19 protein-coding genes and 1 other RNA gene are annotated in these 18761 nt (G+C 47.4%); 9 read left to right on the top strand and 11 right to left on the bottom strand.

Annotation, left to right across the window (positions count from 1 at the left end):
• The first annotated feature begins 11 nt into the window (after positions 1-11).
• The gene (locus Q1B04_RS13550; protein WP_299759607.1) at positions 12-692 is read left to right on the top strand and encodes a hypothetical protein; all 681 of its coding nucleotides are present in this window, start codon (positions 12-14) and stop codon (positions 690-692) included.
• A 37-nt stretch (positions 693-729) separates the two neighbouring features.
• Here the strand turns inward: Q1B04_RS13550 and Q1B04_RS13545 are convergent, their stop codons facing one another.
• The 4 genes from Q1B04_RS13545 to ffs all read right to left on the bottom strand — a co-directional run bounded on the left by Q1B04_RS13545 (position 730) and on the right by ffs (position 2621).
• Entirely contained in the window at positions 730-1440 is a 711-nt protein-coding gene (locus Q1B04_RS13545; RefSeq protein WP_299759605.1) for an ATP-binding cassette domain-containing protein, read from the bottom strand.
• Between the two features lie 9 nt (positions 1441-1449).
• Positions 1450-1653 (bottom strand): fructose-6-phosphate aldolase, encoded by a 204-nt coding sequence (locus Q1B04_RS13540; RefSeq protein ID WP_299759603.1) that lies wholly within the window; start codon positions 1651-1653, stop codon positions 1450-1452.
• A 102-nt stretch (positions 1654-1755) separates the two neighbouring features.
• Positions 1756-2412: a fructose-6-phosphate aldolase gene (gene fsa, locus Q1B04_RS13535; protein ID WP_299759601.1), complete on the bottom strand. Its 657-nt coding sequence runs from the start codon at positions 2410-2412 to the stop codon at positions 1756-1758.
• 111 nt (positions 2413-2523) lie between these two features.
• Positions 2524-2621: signal recognition particle sRNA small type (ffs, locus tag Q1B04_RS13530), an RNA gene on the bottom strand.
• Positions 2622-2912: 291 nt separating this feature from the next.
• Between ffs and guaA the strand changes: the two genes are divergently transcribed.
• From guaA to Q1B04_RS13505, 5 genes are all read left to right on the top strand, one after another.
• A complete protein-coding gene (gene guaA, locus Q1B04_RS13525) occupies positions 2913-4442 on the top strand; it encodes a glutamine-hydrolyzing GMP synthase (RefSeq protein WP_299759599.1) in 1530 nt (509 codons plus the stop codon).
• 100 nt (positions 4443-4542) lie between these two features.
• A complete protein-coding gene (locus tag Q1B04_RS13520; RefSeq protein WP_299759597.1) occupies positions 4543-6243 on the top strand; it encodes an ABC transporter substrate-binding protein in 1701 nt (566 codons plus the stop codon).
• Between the two features lie 33 nt (positions 6244-6276).
• Positions 6277-7575, top strand: a complete 1299-nt coding sequence (hemL, locus tag Q1B04_RS13515; RefSeq protein WP_299759595.1) for a glutamate-1-semialdehyde 2,1-aminomutase — start codon at positions 6277-6279, stop codon at positions 7573-7575.
• Positions 7576-7711: 136 nt separating this feature from the next.
• The gene (dcd, locus tag Q1B04_RS13510; RefSeq protein ID WP_299759593.1) at positions 7712-8248 is read left to right on the top strand and encodes a dCTP deaminase; all 537 of its coding nucleotides are present in this window, start codon (positions 7712-7714) and stop codon (positions 8246-8248) included.
• Positions 8249-8546: 298 nt separating this feature from the next.
• Positions 8547-8873 carry a hypothetical protein gene (locus tag Q1B04_RS13505; RefSeq protein WP_299759591.1) on the top strand — a complete coding sequence of 109 codons (327 nt, stop codon included), beginning with the start codon at positions 8547-8549 and terminating at the stop codon, positions 8871-8873.
• A gap of 103 nt (positions 8874-8976) precedes the next feature.
• On the opposite strand, the gene gldC is transcribed toward Q1B04_RS13505, so the two are convergent.
• Positions 8977-9330, bottom strand: a complete 354-nt coding sequence (gene gldC, locus Q1B04_RS13500) for a gliding motility protein GldC (RefSeq protein WP_299759589.1) — start codon at positions 9328-9330, stop codon at positions 8977-8979.
• Between the two features lie 53 nt (positions 9331-9383).
• Here gldC and Q1B04_RS13495 point away from each other — a divergent pair, with 53 nt between their 5' ends.
• Entirely contained in the window at positions 9384-10451 is a 1068-nt protein-coding gene (locus tag Q1B04_RS13495; protein ID WP_299759587.1) for an endonuclease/exonuclease/phosphatase family protein, read from the top strand.
• A 176-nt stretch (positions 10452-10627) separates the two neighbouring features.
• Here Q1B04_RS13495 and dnaN read toward each other — a convergent pair whose 3' ends face one another.
• From dnaN to Q1B04_RS13465, 6 genes are all read right to left on the bottom strand, one after another.
• Positions 10628-11752: a DNA polymerase III subunit beta gene (dnaN, locus tag Q1B04_RS13490; protein WP_299759585.1), complete on the bottom strand. Its 1125-nt coding sequence runs from the start codon at positions 11750-11752 to the stop codon at positions 10628-10630.
• A gap of 107 nt (positions 11753-11859) precedes the next feature.
• Entirely contained in the window at positions 11860-13551 is a 1692-nt protein-coding gene (gene gldG, locus Q1B04_RS13485; RefSeq protein ID WP_299759583.1) for a gliding motility-associated ABC transporter substrate-binding protein GldG, read from the bottom strand.
• Positions 13545-14273 carry a gliding motility-associated ABC transporter permease subunit GldF gene (gldF, locus tag Q1B04_RS13480; protein WP_299759581.1) on the bottom strand — a complete coding sequence of 243 codons (729 nt, stop codon included), beginning with the start codon at positions 14271-14273 and terminating at the stop codon, positions 13545-13547. The genes gldG and gldF overlap by 7 nt, the downstream gene beginning before the upstream one ends.
• 65 nt (positions 14274-14338) lie before the next feature.
• Complete coding sequence (gldA, locus tag Q1B04_RS13475; RefSeq protein ID WP_299759579.1) at positions 14339-15256, bottom strand: gliding motility-associated ABC transporter ATP-binding subunit GldA; 918 nt, start codon at positions 15254-15256, stop codon at positions 14339-14341.
• Between the two features lie 170 nt (positions 15257-15426).
• Entirely contained in the window at positions 15427-16131 is a 705-nt protein-coding gene (locus tag Q1B04_RS13470) for an SDR family oxidoreductase (protein ID WP_299759577.1), read from the bottom strand.
• Between the two features lie 222 nt (positions 16132-16353).
• Entirely contained in the window at positions 16354-17061 is a 708-nt protein-coding gene (locus Q1B04_RS13465) for an SDR family oxidoreductase (protein WP_299759575.1), read from the bottom strand.
• A 112-nt stretch (positions 17062-17173) separates the two neighbouring features.
• Between Q1B04_RS13465 and Q1B04_RS13460 the strand changes: the two genes are divergently transcribed.
• Both Q1B04_RS13460 and Q1B04_RS13455 read left to right on the top strand, forming a co-directional pair.
• On the top strand, positions 17174-17905 hold the full coding sequence (locus tag Q1B04_RS13460) for an ABC transporter permease (RefSeq protein WP_299759573.1): 732 nt from the start codon (positions 17174-17176) through the stop codon (positions 17903-17905).
• A gap of 65 nt (positions 17906-17970) precedes the next feature.
• The gene (locus Q1B04_RS13455) at positions 17971-18750 is read left to right on the top strand and encodes an ATP-binding cassette domain-containing protein (protein WP_299759571.1); all 780 of its coding nucleotides are present in this window, start codon (positions 17971-17973) and stop codon (positions 18748-18750) included.
• The last annotated feature ends 11 nt before the right edge of the window (positions 18751-18761 follow it).

Below are 18761 nucleotides of genomic sequence, written 5' to 3'. Positions count from 1 at the left end.
TTTAAGTAGCTATGTATAAATTTTGGTATATACTTTTAGCCCTCCCGCTCCTGCTTGTCTCTTGCAACGGCCAGGATGCAGAACAGACTGCCGCTACCGAACAAGCCATTACTGATTATCGAGATTTCGTAACTGGTTTTGAGCAAGATAGCTTAAGCGTAACAAAGCTGCGAGCTATGCAGCAAGCGGAAAATGACTCAGTTTCCTGGGAGGAAGAAAAGGAGAACCTTCAGAATGAATACGAGGAACAAAGAAGCCGTCTTGAAGCCAGCCGACAGAGCTTTAGCGCGGAACAGCGCGCAGAGGCTGACCAACTGGACCAACGGTATAATAACGCACTGGAGAAAAGAGGCCAGCAATACCAGGATGCCAGCCACCGCTATAAACTCCGTAAAGAACTGCTGGGGCTGGAAATTCAGAGTGATGACTTAAGCGAAATCACGGCTGGGAACATTGCCGAAACCTATACCCGCTTTACCTCAAAAGTGCAGGAAAACACAGATAAGTATGAAAACCGGGACTGGCTACTGGTTGATGGCTGGTGGAGCGCATTGAACAGCCGTTACAGAACGCTTGAAGCTAACTTGTCTGCCAGTGTGAAACGAACGATACAGCAAGCTCAAAGTCAGTATAAAGAGATTAGGCCAGTGGAAGATTTAGCCCAAGCTGATTCCCAAGCCGTTCAAATGTAAATCTCACTAAAAGCTAAGATCAGCAAGTATAAATTGCCTAGTATTGGTTTACGAGACTAAACTCCTCTACTTTAGAGTCTAGCACGCGGCCCTGCTCGCATTTAAGTACGCGCTGCGGGTAGCGCTGAATAATCTCGTAATTGTGGGTAGCCATCAATACGGCTGTTCCGTGCTTGTTAATTTCCTGGAAAAGCTTCATGATGCCATCCGCCACCATAGGGTCCAGGTTACCAGTGGGCTCATCTGCAAAAAGTATAACAGGCTCGTTCAGCAGAGCACGGGCCACAACCACACGCTGCTGCTCGCCACCGGAAAGCTGGTGCGGCATTTTATTGGCAGCGGCATCTAAACCAACACGCATCAACACTTCCGAGATACGCTGCTTACGCTTCGACTTATCACTCCAGCCGGTAGCCCGCAGCACAAAAGCTAAATTCTCAGCCACCGAACGATCCGAAAGCAACTGAAAATCCTGGAAAATGATGCCCACTTTTCTGCGCAGATATGGAATCTGTTTGCGGCGCAGCTTGCTCAGCTGAAACTCAGCTACGGCGGCATTTCCGGTTTGCAGTGTTAGGTCGGCGTACAGTGTCTTTAGTAGTGAGCTTTTACCGCTTCCCGTGCGGCCCACCAAGTATACAAACTCCCCTTTCTCAACATCAAAATTTACGTTGCTGAGAATGGTGTTTACATCCTGGTAAATTGTCACGTCGCGTAACGATACCACTGGTGAAGAGGAAAAACTCATAGGTACTGGTTAAATATCTAATTTCTGTAGTTTGCCGAACTCAAGCGAGTTGATCAGGGTAGCCAAGGCTTCTTCTTTGCCTTCCAGGCCATACCTATCGAGGTTCTTGAGTGGTCGGTCAGCCCTAAAGTAGGCAATCAGCACAAAATTTTCGTCGCGGAGCTGTATGTAATCCGGAATTTTGGCCTTGCCTTTTACTTTGATGATGTACATGGAGTGAATTACGAATTAAGAATTATGAATTACGGATCAAGCAAGCGTTATCAGAAAGAACAGTATACCTTCTTGATTCGTAATTCGTAACTCGCAATTAACTTATTTGTTTCCTTTGGCGTGATCTGCCAGGAACTTCTCCAGACCGCTATCGGTCAGTGGGTGCTTCAGGAGACCTGTAATAACATTTAGCGGGCAGGTTACCACATCGGCGCCAACCTCAGCGCACTGTATCAGGTGCATAACGTGGCGCACAGAGGCGGCCAGTACCTGCGTTTGGTAGCCATAGTTTCCGTAAATCTGCACAATCTGCTCTATCAGCTGCATCCCGTCAGTGCCCACATCATCCAGGCGACCGATAAAAGGAGAAACATAGGTAGCTCCTGCTTTTGCAGCTAGTATGGCCTGTCCGGCAGAGAATACTAAAGTACAGTTCGTTTTGATGCCTTTTTCGCTGAAATGGCGGATCGCCTTCACACCGTCGCGGATCATAGGTACTTTCACCACAATGTTCGGGTGCAGTTCTGCCAGAAACTCTCCTTCGCGCACTATTCCGTCAAAATCTGTGGCAATTACTTCCGCGCTAATGTCTCCGTCCACTATCTCGCTGATTTGCTTATAGTGTGCTATGACATTATCATGGCCAAAAATGCCCTCCTTAGCCATCAACGATGGGTTGGTGGTCACGCCGTCGAGCACGCCGAGGTCGTGTGCCTCCTGAATTTCCTGCAGGTTTGCCGTATCGATAAAGAATTTCATAGTGTAGAGATGCTTAATGTTATACGTACAAAGCTAAAGCATTAATCCAGAATCCGGAAAGAAATGTTAGAAATTTGCGTGGCTGCGGGAGCCTTGAGGTAGGGGCAAAAAAAAGTGGCAAACCAACATCGCGCCGCTTCAACCATCTACCCTTGCTGCCTTCCGGCCCTGGGGGAGTTCGACGGGAGCTGGCCGTGCCGATTTGCCGTTACAAAAGTACGAAGAATATCATGAACTGCAAATCCTGAAGTATAAAAAATATCAGTTTAAACCTCCGTATGGGTTAATAATACTGAGGGTGAAAGGATTATAGTTGGCTTTTTTTAAAATCGGGGTTTGGTGCAGGAGCTCTAGTTTGCTTTTGAAATCATTACCTTATAAGCATAAGCCGTCACTTCACACTTTGCCCCTATTTTAAAATTAGCCGGCCATTTAATGCCCTACGCGAGTTAACATCAAAATAAATTGCCTTATACCCCCAAACTACCTTACCTTTGCACATGCCAGAAAAAATTCTCATCCTCGATTTTGGTTCGCAGTACACCCAGCTTATTGCCAGAAGGGTTCGCGAACTTAATGTTTACTGTGAGATTCATCCGTACAACCATGTGCCGGAGCTTACAGAAGAAGTAAAAGGCGTGATTCTGTCGGGCAGCCCCTGCTCGGTACGCGACACTGAACACCCCACCATTGATTTAAGCCAGTTCTTAGGCAACCTCCCTGTGCTGGGTGTTTGCTACGGGGCACAACTGATTGCGCATGAGCATGGCGGAGAAGTATCACCTTCCACTATCCGTGAGTATGGCCGCGCCCGCCTAAGCGAGCTGCACAACGCCGACCGCCTGCTGAAGGAACTAACATTAGGTTCTGTGGTATGGATGTCGCACGGCGATACAATTAAGGAAATTCCGGATAACATTGAGGTAATTGCCAGCACTGAGAGCGTACGCGTAGCTGCTTACAAATTAAAAGGTCAGGAAACGTACGGTATCCAGTTTCACCCGGAGGTAACCCACTCAGACGAGGGCAAAACCCTGCTGCGTAACTTTGTGGTGCACATCTGCGGATGCCAGCAAGACTGGACTTCTGAGCAGTTTATTGATGCCACAGTGGCTGAGCTTAAAGAGCAGATCGGCAACGATAAGGTAGTACTTGGCCTTTCAGGAGGGGTGGATTCCAGCGTGGCTGCCATGCTGATTCACCAGGCAGTTGGTAAAAACCTGTACTGCATATTTGTAGACAATGGCCTGCTGCGCAAAGACGAGTTCGAAACCGTATTGGACTCTTACAAGCACATGGGCCTGAACGTAAAAGGCGTAGACGCGAAAGACAAGTTTTACAGCGCCCTTGCCGGACTTACAGATCCTGAGCAGAAGCGTAAAGCTATTGGCCGCGTATTTATTGAGGTATTTGATGATGAAGCGCACCAGATTGAGGATGTGAAGTGGCTGGCGCAGGGCACCATTTACCCGGACGTAATTGAGTCGGTGAGTGTGAAGGGGCCATCTGCCACCATTAAATCGCATCACAACGTAGGCGGCTTGCCAGACTTTATGAAACTGAAGGTGGTGGAGCCACTGAAAACACTTTTTAAAGATGAAGTCCGTTTAGTAGGTAAAGCCTTACATATTGACGATATCATCATCGGCCGCCACCCTTTCCCGGGTCCAGGTTTAGCCATCCGTATACTTGGCGACATCACGCCAGAGAAAGTGCAAGTGCTGCAGCAGGTAGACCATATATTTATCAGCAACCTGAAAAAATCAGGCCTGTACGACGAAGTTTGGCAGGCAGGCGCCATACTTACACCAGTGCAGTCGGTGGGTGTTATGGGTGATGAGCGTACATACGAGAACGTGGTAGCCCTACGCGCCGTGACAAGTATAGACGGCATGACCGCAGACTGGAGCCGCTTACCTTATGAGTTCCTGGCCGATGTGTCGAACGAGATCATCAACAAAGTGAAAGGCGTTAACCGCGTAGTTTACGATATCAGCTCAAAACCACCGGCAACTATTGAGTGGGAATAGCAGTCTATAACAAATGAATAGAAAGGCAAAGGATGAAGGACTTTTTGGTAACAGCCGGGGTCTTTTGTCCTTTGCCTTTTGCCCTTAATAAGTTTAAAGTATGAATAGAAGCTTCTGTAAGAAATTAGCAGGCCTTGCGCTGCTGAGTGCGCTGACTTTGCCTGCCCAAGCGCAAACCCAGGACCCAGCAACTACTTATAACAACGGCAAAGTGCTGCTACAGCAGCAACGCTACGATTTGGCGATGGCTGAATTAATGCCGCTGACTACCCAAAGTAGTAACTATGCTCCGGAAGCTTCCTATTTCTACGCACTGGCCGCTTTAAAATCAGGGAAAACAGAGGAAGCCTACCAGATGCTGCTGCAACTGCAAAACCAGCACCCAGACTGGGAAGGAATGGCAGACGCAGATTATTTGCTCGCCAATGTGCTGTTTGAGCAGAATGAACACGAACGCGCATTAAGCAAACTGCAGGAGCTGCAGGGCTCTTCGCTGGCTCAGGATGCGGAAGGCCTGAAAAGATACTACCTGAACCGGCTAAATGACCGGGCAAAGTATGAGACGCTAATGCGCCGTTTCGGCTCCGATAAAACAGTGGCTCGAATTTATGCCGACAAGTTGATTGGGGGATGGTATCGCCCGCAGGACCGCAGGATACTGGAGAGCCTGGTGCAGGAGTTTAAGCTAGACCGCAACCGCTACCTGAGCAAAGACGCCTTGAACAGGCAAGGTTTTGATGTGGCCGTTCTCCTCCCCTTTCAGCTTAATCAGAACTACGCCACCACCGCCCGAAAAAGCCAGTTTATAACAGACATGTATGCAGGCATGAAGCTGGCTCAGGATTCGCTAAAGCAGCAGGGCATACACCTTAACCTGTTCACCTACGACACCGGCTCAGATACAGTAAGCGTTAAGCAAGTACTGCAGCAACCCGAAATGCAAGGAATGAACCTTATCATCGGGCCAGTTTACAAAACTACGGCAAAGGTGGCAGCGCGCTATGCATCAGAGCATAACATAAACGTAATTAATCCGCTGTCGCAGGATGTGGAGATGGCAGCAGGCAGCGGCAACGTCTTCCTTTTCGAATCGTCGGTGGCCACGCAGGCACGGCAGGCGGCAACCTATGCTTACCAAAATTTCTCGCCTAAAACTGCGGTTATACTTTACGAGAACGCGAAGGAGGACACCACTTTTGCCTACCACTACCGCAAGCAGTTTCAGCAGCTTGGCGGTAAGGTTAGGGTATACAAAAAACTAAGGCCAACGGAGGCAACCGCCACGGCGGCGGCATTCAGAGAGCTTAAGTTAGAAGGAGTCGGCCACATGGCGGTTTTCTCCGATAAAATGATAGCCGCTGTAAATGCCACCAGCCTGCTGCAAGGCAAAGCTCCTGAACTACCCCTGATAGCCTATGACAAGTGGCTGGATATTAACCAGGTTACCCTGCAACAGCTTGACTACCTGCAGGTGTATTTTATCAGCCCTAAATATGTGAATAAGCTTAGCCCGGCCAGCAAAAGCTTCCGGGAGAAGTTTACAAACAACTATAACCTGCCGCCGTCGCAGTACGCGTATGCCGGTTTCGAAATGCTATACTACTTTGGTCAGTTACTGAAGCAGTACGGCCCGCAATTTAACAGCCAGTTGGCAGGAGCTGGCATTCAGCCGGGCGTATTGTACAGCGGCATCGGCTATACAGACCAAAACCTGCGCAACCAGCTACAGGCCGACAACCAGTTTGTGCCTATACTTAAGCTGGAGAACCTGGAACTAACAGTAGTTAATCCGGCACTTTAATCAAGAACATCATCTAAAAGATTATTTATACTTATGATACAAGCACCAATCAGCAACGATCTTTTCCTTCGCGCTCAGAAATCAATTCCGGGTGGTGTGAACTCCCCTGTCCGGGCTTTTAGAGCAGTAGGCGGCAATCCGCGCTTTATGGTATCAGCTAAAGGCCCTTACATGTTTGATGAGGACGGCAACCGTTACATCGATTTAATCAACTCCTGGGGACCAATGATTTTGGGCCACGCTGCTGAGGTGGTAAATGAGGCGGTTCAGAAAGCCATACCTAATTCTCTTTCATTTGGGGCTCCTACCCGCAAGGAAATCGAGATTGCAGAGCTGATTGTAAGTATGGTGCCAAGTATAGAAAAGGTACGTATGGTAAACTCCGGCACGGAGGCCACCATGTCGGCTATTCGTGTGGCGCGTGGCTTTACCGGCCGCGATAAGATTATAAAGTTTGAAGGTTGCTACCACGGCCACGGCGACTCTTTCCTGATCTCAGCGGGTAGTGGCGCCATTACGTTAGGCGTGCCAGATAGCCCCGGTGTAACCAAAGGTACTGCCAACGATACACTTACCGCTCCTTTTAACAACCTGGAAGCAGTCCAGATGCTGATTGACGCTAACAAAGGACAGATAGCGGCTATTATTCTGGAGCCTGTGGCTGGCAATATGGGTTTAGTGACGCCTGCTGAAGGTTTTCTGCAAGGCCTCCGATCCCTGTGCGACAAAGAAGGCATTGTACTGATTTTTGATGAGGTGATGACCGGCTTCAGGCTGTCGGCTGGCGGTGCGCAGCAGCTGTACGGCGTAACTCCGGATATGAGCACCATGGGCAAAATAATAGGTGGCGGCATGCCGGTTGGCGCTTATGGCGGTAAAAAAGAGATCATGGACTATGTAGCTCCTGCAGGCCCGGTTTACCAGGCAGGCACTCTCTCTGGCAACCCTATTGCCATGGCAGCAGGCATGGCCATGCTAACCTACCTGAACGAGCACCCGGAAGTATACACGCAACTGGAGCAGACCACCAATAAGATGGTAACAGGTATGCAGCAGAACCTTCAGAAGCTAGGGTTGACTTATACGATCAACCGCATAGGCTCTATGTTCAGCATTTTCTTTACAGATAAGCCTGTGTTTGATTTCGAGTCTGCCAAGACATCCGATACGGCCTTGTTTGGCCGTTACTTTAACGGCATGCTGCAGCGCGGCATATACCTTGCCCCGTCTCAGTACGAAGCTCTGTTCGTGTCTACAGCCATAGACGATGAACTGGTAAAGCAGTATGTGCAGGCAAACTACGAAGCGCTACAAGAGACAGTACAGCAATAAGGAATACATTAATTTATACCGAAACGGCAGCTCATCAAAAGGCTGCCGTTTTTGTTTCTCCGCTAACAATTCAGCAATTTAACGACTCAAGAATCGAGCAATTTCCTTACTTTTGCATTCCAAAACACCCACCAATATGATTTTATCAGACAAGCAGATACTGGAGGAGATAGAGAAAGGTACCATTCTGGTGGAGCCTTTTGACCGCTCTTGCCTCGGCACCAACTCTTATGACGTACATTTAGGCCGTTACCTGGCGCGTTACAAAGACGAGGTGCTAGATGCCCGTAAGCACAACGAAATAGACGTTTTCGAGATACCGCAGGAAGGTTTTGTGCTGGAACCAGGAAAGTTATACTTGGGCGTAACGCTGGAGTATACCGAAACCCATGCACATGTTCCTTTTCTGGAAGGCAAGTCCAGCGTAGGGCGTTTGGGAATTGACATACACGCCACAGCCGGTAAGGGCGATGTAGGCTTTTGCAACACCTGGACACTCGAGATTTCTGTGTCCCAGAAAGTGCGTATATACCATGGCATGCCTATTGGTCAGCTTATATACTTTGAGGTAAAAGGTGGAATTGAGAACTACTATAACACCAAGCAAAACGCTAAATACAATCGCCGCACCATTACTCCTGTGGAGTCGATGATGTGGATGAACGAGTGGTAATCATACTTCAATAAAATAGAAAAAGCCCGTTTAATTAAGTTTAAACGGGCTTTTTGGCATGGTATCTGCACTATATTAGACATAAAAATATTTGCAGCAGCCGGAATCTTTCACCCTTTTTAGCTCGTTGTAAGTATAAGAAACTAGAAAATAAAACTTAAGAAGGAAGGATAAGATTATGAAAAAAATAGCAATAATGGTTTGTATGATGTTTGGGTGCACGTTTGCAACTAAAGCTAATGGGGATAGGTCTTCTAAGGCAGTAGCTGCAGCCAGGGCACAGAATCTGTCAAATCAAATGATAAAAGAGCTACGTTTGAATAACTTCCAATCCAAAAAAGTAAAGGAAATAAACTTACAGGTTGCAGAGCAAATAACCGCTATCGAGCAGCAGTTTGCCGGTAAGCAGGCTAAAATCGATGACCTTTGCAAGAACATATACGCCGAGCGTGATTTATACTTAGAAAAAGTATTAAGCACTGTGCAGTACAATGATTATTTCGGCGATAGAAAAGTATACAGTGCAGCGGATAAAAAATTTATGGCTACCGTTAATAACCAAAACACTGGTGCCGTAGCCGCTGCTGAAAGCGCTAGCCCTGACATGTCAGTTAGCGTAAACTAATAGCTCCTGTAAGTTTTATCGTAGCATTAATAATATTTCAAAAACACTGAAGCCGTTCCTGACAGGAACGGCTTCAGTGTTTTCATGAGGTGGTAGTAGAAAATTACTGCTTACCTTCCTTATCGTTTTTCAGACGGTCCTGCTCCACATGGTCGGTCAGCTCCTGGCATAAATCACGAATTTTCTGGGCCATTACCTGATCGCTGGTAGCAGTGGCTATACTTTGCGCCATAGCTCCCATTGTATCAATGTAAAAGTACTTCATTTCGTCTACTGGCATATCCTTTGTCCAAAGGTCAATCTTCATAGTGCCAGCCTCATCACGATCCCAAAGTGAGATGTTGATAGCCTTGGCAAAATGGATTTTGTCCCCGGCATCAGTGGCACGCCAGCTAATGGCCTCCGGTATCCGGTTATCGTCTAACGCAATGCTAAAGTATATTTCTGATTTCTTCATGAGCTCAATTTTAAACTTTATAGTATAGGGTTCTCGTAATATGCGTATATCATATGACAGCACAAAGTTACGCGATGCGCCACGGATTTAAAACTCTCTTTCTTTTTTTTACCTTTTTCACCCTCATCGGATGTTCAAAGCTACCTATAACTTCTAAAAAGGATAAGCTGCATACGGTTGCTTTCTACAACACCGAAAAGTTTTTCGACACGAAGGATAACCCAAAAACCAATGACGACCCTTTTACGCCTGAAGGCGAGATGAATTGGACGGAGGAGCGTTATAAGCAGAAGCTAAACAACGTTGCAGCAGTTATTGCAGGTATAGGCGGCAACAATGGCCCGGCTATTATAGGTCTGGGCGAAATAGAAAACCGGTACGTTTTAGATGACTTACTGGCCACCTCTCCTCTTCGCAAACTCGGGTACAACGCCATTCACAAAGATATGGATGACCCTCAAGGTTTAGACATAGCGCTACTGTACAAGCCTAAAATTTTCAAGCCTACTTCTACGCAATACCTTAAGATCAACTTCAAAGATAAAAATTATACTTCGCGTGATATTCTGCAGGTGAAAGGTGAGTTGCAGGGCGAACTGATTACAATTTATATTAACCATTGGCCTCCACGCAGCCGCAGCCGCCGTGGCAGGCAGGATGAAAGTCGCTTGCATGCAGCCGCTGCCACACTGCGCCAGGAAATTGAAAAGCAGCAGAAAGCCGACCCGAATTCAAAAATCATAGTGCTAGGCGATTTTGACGCCGAGCCACGATCCAGTGTTATGCAGCAAACCTTAAAAGCCACAGGCCGCCCTAACCCAGCATATAACAAGGAGCTATTTAACACGCATTACATGGCTTATGTAAACGGCCTTGGCAGTTATACTTACCGCGGTGATTTCCAGATGCTGGACCAGGTAATTATATCAAAATCATTGATTGGCCCAGAGCAAGGGCTTGAGTACGTGCGCGGATCTGCCAAGATCTATGACCCGGTAAACATAAAGTATACGTTGGGCAAGTTTAAAGAGGCACCGAAAAGTACTTATAGCGGCTCTGTATACTTAGGCGGGTATTCAGACCACTTCCCAGTATTCATACAGCTGCGTAAGCAGAGATAATAATTACTTTCAAGCCTGCAAAGTTTGTGCTATAATAATTTTTTGCATTTACTCAGCCATGGCAAACGTAGGCTTTGTTTTAGTTTGAAGTACTACCCTATACTTGTTACAGTATGGTCGCAAACAAAAAAAGGCGAGCCCGAGGGTTCGCCTTTTTCAATATTTATACTTTAAGCTTAAACGTAGTTGTTCAACATTACCGGCATTACCAGCATCAGTACGTCCTCGGCCTCCTCGTTTACAATCGGCATTAGCAAACCAGCGCGGTTTGGTGTAGACAGCTCAAACGTGATTTCGTCAGAATCGATGTTGTTAAGCATCTCCATCAGGAACTTGGCGTTAAAGCCGATCTCCATATCCTCACCATCGTACTGGCAGGTCAAGCGTTCGTTCGCCTCATTTGAGAAGTCAAGATCCTCGGCAGAAACCTGCAGCTCAGAGCCTGACAGCTTTAACCTGATTTGGTGCGTTGTTTTGTTTGAGTAGATAGAGATACGCTTAACAGAGCTCTGTAAGTCTGCACGATCTATAACCAGCTTGTTCGGGTTTTGCACCGGAATTACGTTCTCATAATCAGGATAACGCTCGTCTATCAGGCGGCAAATCATACGGATATTATCGAAGCTGAAGAAAGCGTTAGACTGGTTAAATTCCATCCGCACAGCCGTAGCCTCAGATGGCAACGTAGACTTGAGCAGCGTGAAAGCCTTACGAGGCACGATAATAGATGCTTCCTGAGCCGTGCCAACATCCGTGCGGCGATAACGCAGCAGGCGATGTCCGTCGGTAGCTACGAATGTAACACTCTCTGAACGCAGCTGCACGAAGATACCTGTCATGGCCGGGCGAAGTTCATCATTGCTTACCGCAAAAATAGTTTTGTTGATGGCTCTTGCCAGCACGTTAGACGGTATTTCAATAGAGTTACCACCTTGCACAGAAGGTACACGCGGGAAATCTGTAGCGTTCTCGCCTGATAGTTTGTAACGACCGTTAGAAGAGCTAATCTCGATGGTATACGTCTCTTCGTCTATGGTAAAAGTTACTGGCTGGTCCGGCAGGTTCTTAAGCGTCTCCAGCAGAATTTTAGCGGGAGCGGCAATGCGGCCATTCTCCTTCGCCTCCACTGGCAGTTCTGTGATCATGGATGTTTCCAGATCGCTGGCTGTGATAGTAAGCTTGCTGTTGTTTATCTCGAACAGAAAGTTCTCTAAGATGGGTACAACCGGATTATTGGTTACCACACCATTTATGCTGGATAACTGCTTCAGGAGAGCAGAAGAAGAGACTATGAATTTCATTATGTATACCTATAATGTTATTTAGGCAAAGTTAAAAATATTTCGTTTTTCTCCTAAGCCTTTTGGTACTCGTTTTTTGCTGCAGACTGTGTTATAAGCAGATAATTTCAAAAGCGCTCATACTTGCGCTTGCGCAAATAATATCGAGCCACGCCAAATAAGCCCAACAGCATAATCGGGGCCACCAGGTTCAGCAACTGCCAATAGGTTTTCTCTTCGCGCACCCGCACTTTATCCAGCGGGCGCAAGGCAATCTCCTTGCTGCGGACATTAATCAGCCCCTCCGCATCCAACAGGTAATGCACGGTGTTCATGGCAAGCTCCTTATTGGCAAAGGTCATGTTGTTATACCTGTCAAAACCTAATTCGTAGGCCTGCCCTGTGCGTGGGTTTACATCGTTGCGAACCAGGTCTCCGTCTGAGAAAACAGCAATCTTGCTTTCAACTCCCTGCTCCTGCACGTGTGTTTGCTGTACACCTGCTGGCGCGTTTCGGTTACGGAACAAAGATGTAAACTTGCCCTCCAGTATGTACCCGACCGGTTGTTGCCCCGCCTGGTACTGCGCAGGGTTTACTTCCATGCGTGTTTCCTCGAGGGTGAGCGGCACCGGAGCCTCCATTATGCGGGAGTAGGCAGAAGTATAAACCAGCGGTGCTTTACGGATTCCCTCTGCTTTAACGGTATCCATGGTGCTTACAAACTTGGAATAAACGGCATCCAGGTTACGGGTAGCAGGGTGTTTGCTAAAATTGTTCAGCAACGGGTAAAAGCGCCAATTCACCATCTCTGTCTGCGGCTTATCGCCCAGATAGCCTGTTACCAAAGGTATAAACCCTGAGTTCAAGTCCATGATCAGGTTTGGATTGAGGCGCACACCGTAGCGGAACAGCAGGTCGTCGAGGTTCAGGTTGTACGGCATGGCAAAAGTGCCCCCTGCCCCAACACTGTCCATGTTGGCGTTTATCGGATCGACGAAGAAGACTGCTTTTCCGCCTTTCATGATAAACTGATCAATTTTATACTTGTCGGCTTCGCTGTAAGGCTGTGTGGGTTTGGCTATGATGATGAGATCGAGCCCATCCAATGACGGAATTTGGTCTAACTCGCCACGGGCTACGCGGTAATATTCCTGCAGAGAGCCCAGTAAATCAGTTACCTGCTCTTGCTCCAGCTCACCTTGCCCGGTAATGTAGCCGATAATCTTGTTCCCCTGAAATGCCAGCTTCCGGATAGCCGTGGCCATTTCATATTCCACTCCTTCCACTGATTGGTTCAGGCGCTCATCCGGCGAGGCTGCCAAATTGCCTTTAAGCAGATTTACAGCTGTTTCTTTGCCGTTATACTTTATCACTGCCCCCGGAAAAACCAGGCGCTCCACCTGCTTGCCCTCTTCCGTGGCGCGCAGGTTGGTTGGCATAATGCCCTTCTGCGCCAGCGAAGTATAAAACTCGTTTCGCTGCTGCTCGTCGGTTATCTCTGTTGGGTCAATAAAGTTATAGCGAAGGTTGCCGCCGGCATATATCCGAAACTCATCCAGCGTCTCCCGCACCGACTGCTGCAAGCGCTTAAAGCCTGCCGGAAAATCGCCCTCTAGGTATACATCCACCACAACCTCCTGCTCCAGATTTCCCAGCATCTGCTTGGTTACCGGCGCGATGGTATACCGTTTATCTTCCGTCAGGTCGAGGCGGAAAAAATAGTTGGCTGCAAGTATGTTTAAAAGTATGATGCCTGCCACGGAGGCCAGAAACACCATCACATCGCTGCCGCGTTTGCTCTTGTTTTGCTCCGTTACCATTTTCTGCTCCTCAACACAAGTTTAGTGACTAAGATCATAATGGCGATCACACTCAGAAAGTATAATACATCGCGCGAATCGACCAATCCTTTACTGATGGCGGTGTAGTGGTACGAAATGCCCAGCTGACTGATAAAATAGCTAGAACCGCCCCACATAGGTATAGAGGCAATCGAATCAAAACCGGTGTAAATGATAAAGCATAGAAAGACGGCAATTACAAACGAGATGATCTGGTTATCGGAAATGGCCGAGGCAAACACGCCGATAGCTGCAAAAACACCGGCCAGAAAAACGAGTCCTAAGTATGAGCCAACCACAGCGGCTGAGTCAACATTTCCTTGTGGGTTACCTAATTCGTATACAGAGTAATAGTAGAGTAGCGTGGGCAGCAGCGCAACCAGGGCCAGCAGCAGCGCAGCGAAGTACTTGCCAAGTATAAGTTGCAAGTCGGTAATGGGTTTTGTAAGCAGCAGCTCAATGGTTCCTTCACGCTTTTCCTCGGCAAAGGTACGCATGGTAATGGCCGGAATCAGGAACAGGAAAACCCAAGGTGCCATGTTGAAGAGCGTCTGCATGTCGGCGAAGCCATACTCCAGCACGCTGCTCTCCGGAAACACCCACATAAACATACCGATGGCCACCAGAAAAACCGCTATCACGATGTAGGCGATGAGCGAGTTCAGGAAGCCATTAAATTCTTTTTTTAAGATTGCTAGCATGAATCTTTTCGAACTATGAATGCTGAGTATTGAATGGACTGTAAAGGTTGTCTGTGTTTTTGCGCTTAATTCTCCTGCGTAAGCTGCTGAAAAACTTGCTCCAGGGAGCTCTCTTCCTGCTTTAGCCCCACCAGCGGCCAATTACGCTCAGCAGCGATCCGGAAAACATTGGAGCGAACGTCAGCCTCTTTGCTGGAGGTGATGCGGTACGTATGGTTTTGAGCTATTTCCACGCGCAGGACACCGGCTATACTTTGCAGTGCCTCCGCCTCTACCGCTGCCTCAAACTCCACCAGCGTCACTTTCTCGTTTCTGCCGCTTGTTTGCAGGCTAGCCACATCACTGTCAGCCACCAGTTTGCCACGGTTTATAATCACCACACGATCGCAGATGGCAGTTACTTCCTGCATGATGTGTGTAGAAAAGATAACGGTTTTGTTCTGCCCTATTTGCTTGATCAGCGATCTAATTTCTACTATCTGATTTGGATCCAGTCCGGTAGTGGGCTCATCCAGAATCAATACCTGAGGGTCGTGCACCAGCGCCTGGGCCAGCCCTACTCTTTGTCGGTAGCCTTTAGATAAAGCCCCTATCTTTTTGCCTTGCTCCAGCGTGAGTCCGCAAAGCTCCACCATCTCCTGCACTCTTGCTTTGCCGTATTTCCCCTTAAGGCCATACACCGAGGCTACAAACTGCAGATACTCGTGCACATACATATCAAGATATAGGGGGTTGTGCTCTGGCAGGTAACCAACATGGCGGCGCACAGCTATTGGGTCCTGCACCACATCGTATCCTGCTACTTTCACTGTTCCGGCGGATGGGGGCAAATAGCAGGTGGCAATTTTCATGGTAGTGGATTTACCGGCACCGTTCGGGCCCAGAAAACCCAAAATCTGCCCTTGCTCCACTGTAAACGAGATGTCATTTACGGCATGCTGCGCCCCATAAACTTTAGAAAGGTTCTTTACTTCGACAGACAATGTTCTTAATCTAAGTAGTTTAGATAATTTTTAAACGAAGCGATATCTTCAGGTTCAGAAAGGTTTTTACAGTTAGCCTTAGCGCTATCTAGCACACGCACTACACTACAAACATACTCAAACCCTTAGATTCTGATCCAAAGTTACAAAAGCCTTGCCATACTTATACTTTATTTCTGACGCTTCCCTTTTGGCATCAGCGGTCGAACTTCTATGTCGATGTGGTGGTAATTGGGGTGCGACTCCAGCGCATGTAAAATGGTAGAGGCAATGTCTTCCGGCCGCATCATATTTTCGTTCACCGTTACGCTCTCGATGTTATCAAAAAAGTTGGTTTGCACCGATCCAGGGTAAATGCAGGTCACTTTAATTCCATACTCGCGCACTTCTTTGTATAGCGAATGGGAAATGCCTCTTACTGCATGCTTGGTGCCACAGTAGCCTGACATTTGCTCAATGCCCGTAGTGCCGGCGATAGAAGAAATGTTGATGATATGCCCTTCTTCCAGCTCCTTCATGCCAGGCAGCACCAAGCGCGTGCAGTAAAAAATACCGTTCACATTGGTGTTGAACATGGTGTGCCAGTCATCCAGGCTCATGTCTTCTAAGAAGCCCGCAATACCGAGTCCGGCATTATTTACCAGCACCTGCACATGCGTGCCTAAACGAGCTATGGTTTGGTCAAAAGCAGCTTGGACAGACTCGCTGTGCCGCACATCACACTCAAAATGATGAAAATTATCGTGCTCCAGGTCTGGTGCAGTTCGGCCCCAGCCCGCTACAATGGCACCTTTTTCCAGCAGTAGTTTTACGGCAGCCAGGCCAATTCCTTTGCTTACTCCGGTTACCACTGCTACTTTTCCTTTTAAATCCATAGTTCTACAGGTTAATGATGAACAAGTAATTATTTATTTACGGCTTCTGATCCTGTTACTGATAAGCATTATACTCAAAAGCAGTTACCAGCAATAACAAGGGAAGTATAATCTAAAGCAGACATACCAGCACAAGATCCCCTATACCAGAACGGCCATTTAGCAAGATGAAAGCCAAAAACAGCGCATTTACCGTTGTTTTAAACTCTTAAACTCTCTAACTTAAAGGTCTCCTAGCTGCGGCCTGATCAGTAGTTCTTCCACCACACTATTCTCTGATAACGTGTAAGCTCCCCAAACGGCCATGGCCACATCTTCTGCTTTCACAAATCGCTCTGGCGGCAGGTCCACCCCTTCCCAGCTTGCAGTCAGCGTAGCCCCCGGAAGTATGGCCGTAACCCGCACATTGTGTTCTTTCAGCTCCTCGCGCAGCACTTTGCTCATGCCATACATAGCAAACTTAGAAATGCAGTAAGAGCCTCCGTTTGTGTAAGCCGTTATACTTGCTGTGGAGCACATGTTAAAGATATGGCCAGCGCGGCGCGCAACCATATCATGCACGAAGGCGCGGGTCATATAATAAGCGCTGTACAGGTTGGTGTTGATCATGAAAGGCAGTGCCTCTTCTTCTTCCTCTGTGATTTTACCAGGTATAAACAGGCCGCTGTTATTTACCAGCACATCCACCTGCACATTCAGGCCCTGCACATAGTTAGCAAATCGCTTCAGGGATGTACGGTCGCTTAAATCGGCTTCGTGGTAAAAGACTTTGGAGAAAGTATAATTCTGCTCGATGTCCAGCTTTAACTTTTGCAGATCTTTTTCGTTTCTGGAACAGGTAATAATATGAAAACCTTCTTTGGCGAACTGCTCAATAATGGCTCTCCCGATTCCTTTTGTTCCTCCTGTTACCAAAATATATCGCTGCATGGTCTAGTCTGTTATGTATGTTTTCTAATTTTATCCGTAATATAGGTATTTAACAGTATTTTTGCTTAAGAACGCTGATTTTACCCTGTTTTCAAACCCTGAGTAACGCAAAATGTTGCAGAATTTCGGAAAGTACCTCCTTTTCATGAAGAGCCTCTTCTCCCGAGGAGAATCGCCCAGAATCTTGTTTAACCGCACTATAGATGAGGCGATACTAATCGGAATCAACTCAATCTTCATTGTTGCCATCGTTTCCACGTTTATAGGCGCTGTAACCAGCGTACAAGTTTCCTATAATCTGGTTAGCGCTTTAATTCCTAAGTCCACTATTGGTTTCATGGTACGCGAAATGACCATCCTGGAGCTTGCACCCACTATTACCTCCATTGTACTGGCAGGCAAAGTAGGTTCCAGCATTGCGGGCGGGTTGGGCACCATGCAGATCACCGAGCAGGTGGATGCGCTGGAGGTGATGGGCATCAACTCGGCTTCTTACCTGGTGCTGCCTAAGATTTTGGCTGCCTTGTTTGTGTTTCCGCTGCTGGTTATCATCTCCATGTTTCTGAGCATCTTCGGCGGCTATATAGCTGGCACAGTAACCGGCGAAATCACTGCTCAGGAGTACATCTCCGGCATCCGCAGCGACTTTATTCCTTATAATATACTTTTCGCGCTGATTAAGGCAGTAGTGTTTTCGTTCCTGATCTCTTCTATATCTTCTTTCAGAGGTTATTATACATCCGGAGGAGCCCTGGAAGTAGGTGCGGCCAGTACCTCAGCTGTTACCAACAGCGTTATAGCTGTGCTAATCGCTGACTTTGTTTGCGCACAGCTGCTGCTGTAGCACCTTGTAAAACAGGCTTTAGCAGGTGCGCCCATACTTTATTTTACCGTATTGAATACCCTTACATGATTGAAATACATAACATACACAAAAGCTTTAACGGCAAAAAAGTGCTGGATGGCATTAGCGGTGTCTTCGAGACCGGTAAGACAAACCTGCTGCTTGGTGCCAGCGGCACCGGCAAAAGCGTGCTGCTGAAGTGCATTGTAGGGCTAATTAAACCTGACATTGGCAGTGTAACCTTTGACGGCACTTATTTTACCAACAACAAGCTGGACATCAGGCAGGAAATACGCCGTAAAATAGGCATGCTTTTCCAAAGTTCCGCCCTCTTCGACTCTATGACCGTAGAGCAAAACGTGGAGTTTCCGTTGAAAATGCTGACGGACATGCACAAGGATGAGCGTATGGACCGTGTAAACTTTTGCCTGCAGCGTGTAGGTTTGGAAGGGTCTAACAGAAAAATGCCTTCTGAGCTGAGCGGCGGCATGAAAAAACGTGTAGGTATTGCCCGCGCCATTGCGCCTAACTGCACCTACCTCTTCTGCGACGAGCCTAACTCTGGCCTGGACCCGCTTACAGCGCTCAAGATCGACAAGCTCATCAAAGAGATTACGGAAGAGTATAACATCACTACCATAGTAGTAACTCACGACATGAACTCTGTTATCGAGATCGGAGACAAAATTATGTTTCTGTACGAAGGGAAGAAATTATGGGAAGGCACCAGCGACAACATTTTGGACTCTAATGTGCCGGAATTAAATGACTTTATTTTCGCAAACCGCCTGATGCGAGATGCTAAGAAAGTAGAAGAGGAAGAAGAAAGAAATGAAGCTAGCTAAATAGCCCATTA

It is taken from the genome of uncultured Pontibacter sp., assembly GCF_947495565.1.
Taxonomy (GTDB): Bacteria; Bacteroidota; Bacteroidia; order Cytophagales; family Hymenobacteraceae; genus Pontibacter.
The sequence above is the reverse complement of the archived record's forward strand: the minus strand, read 5'-3'. Positions and strand labels throughout refer to the sequence as shown.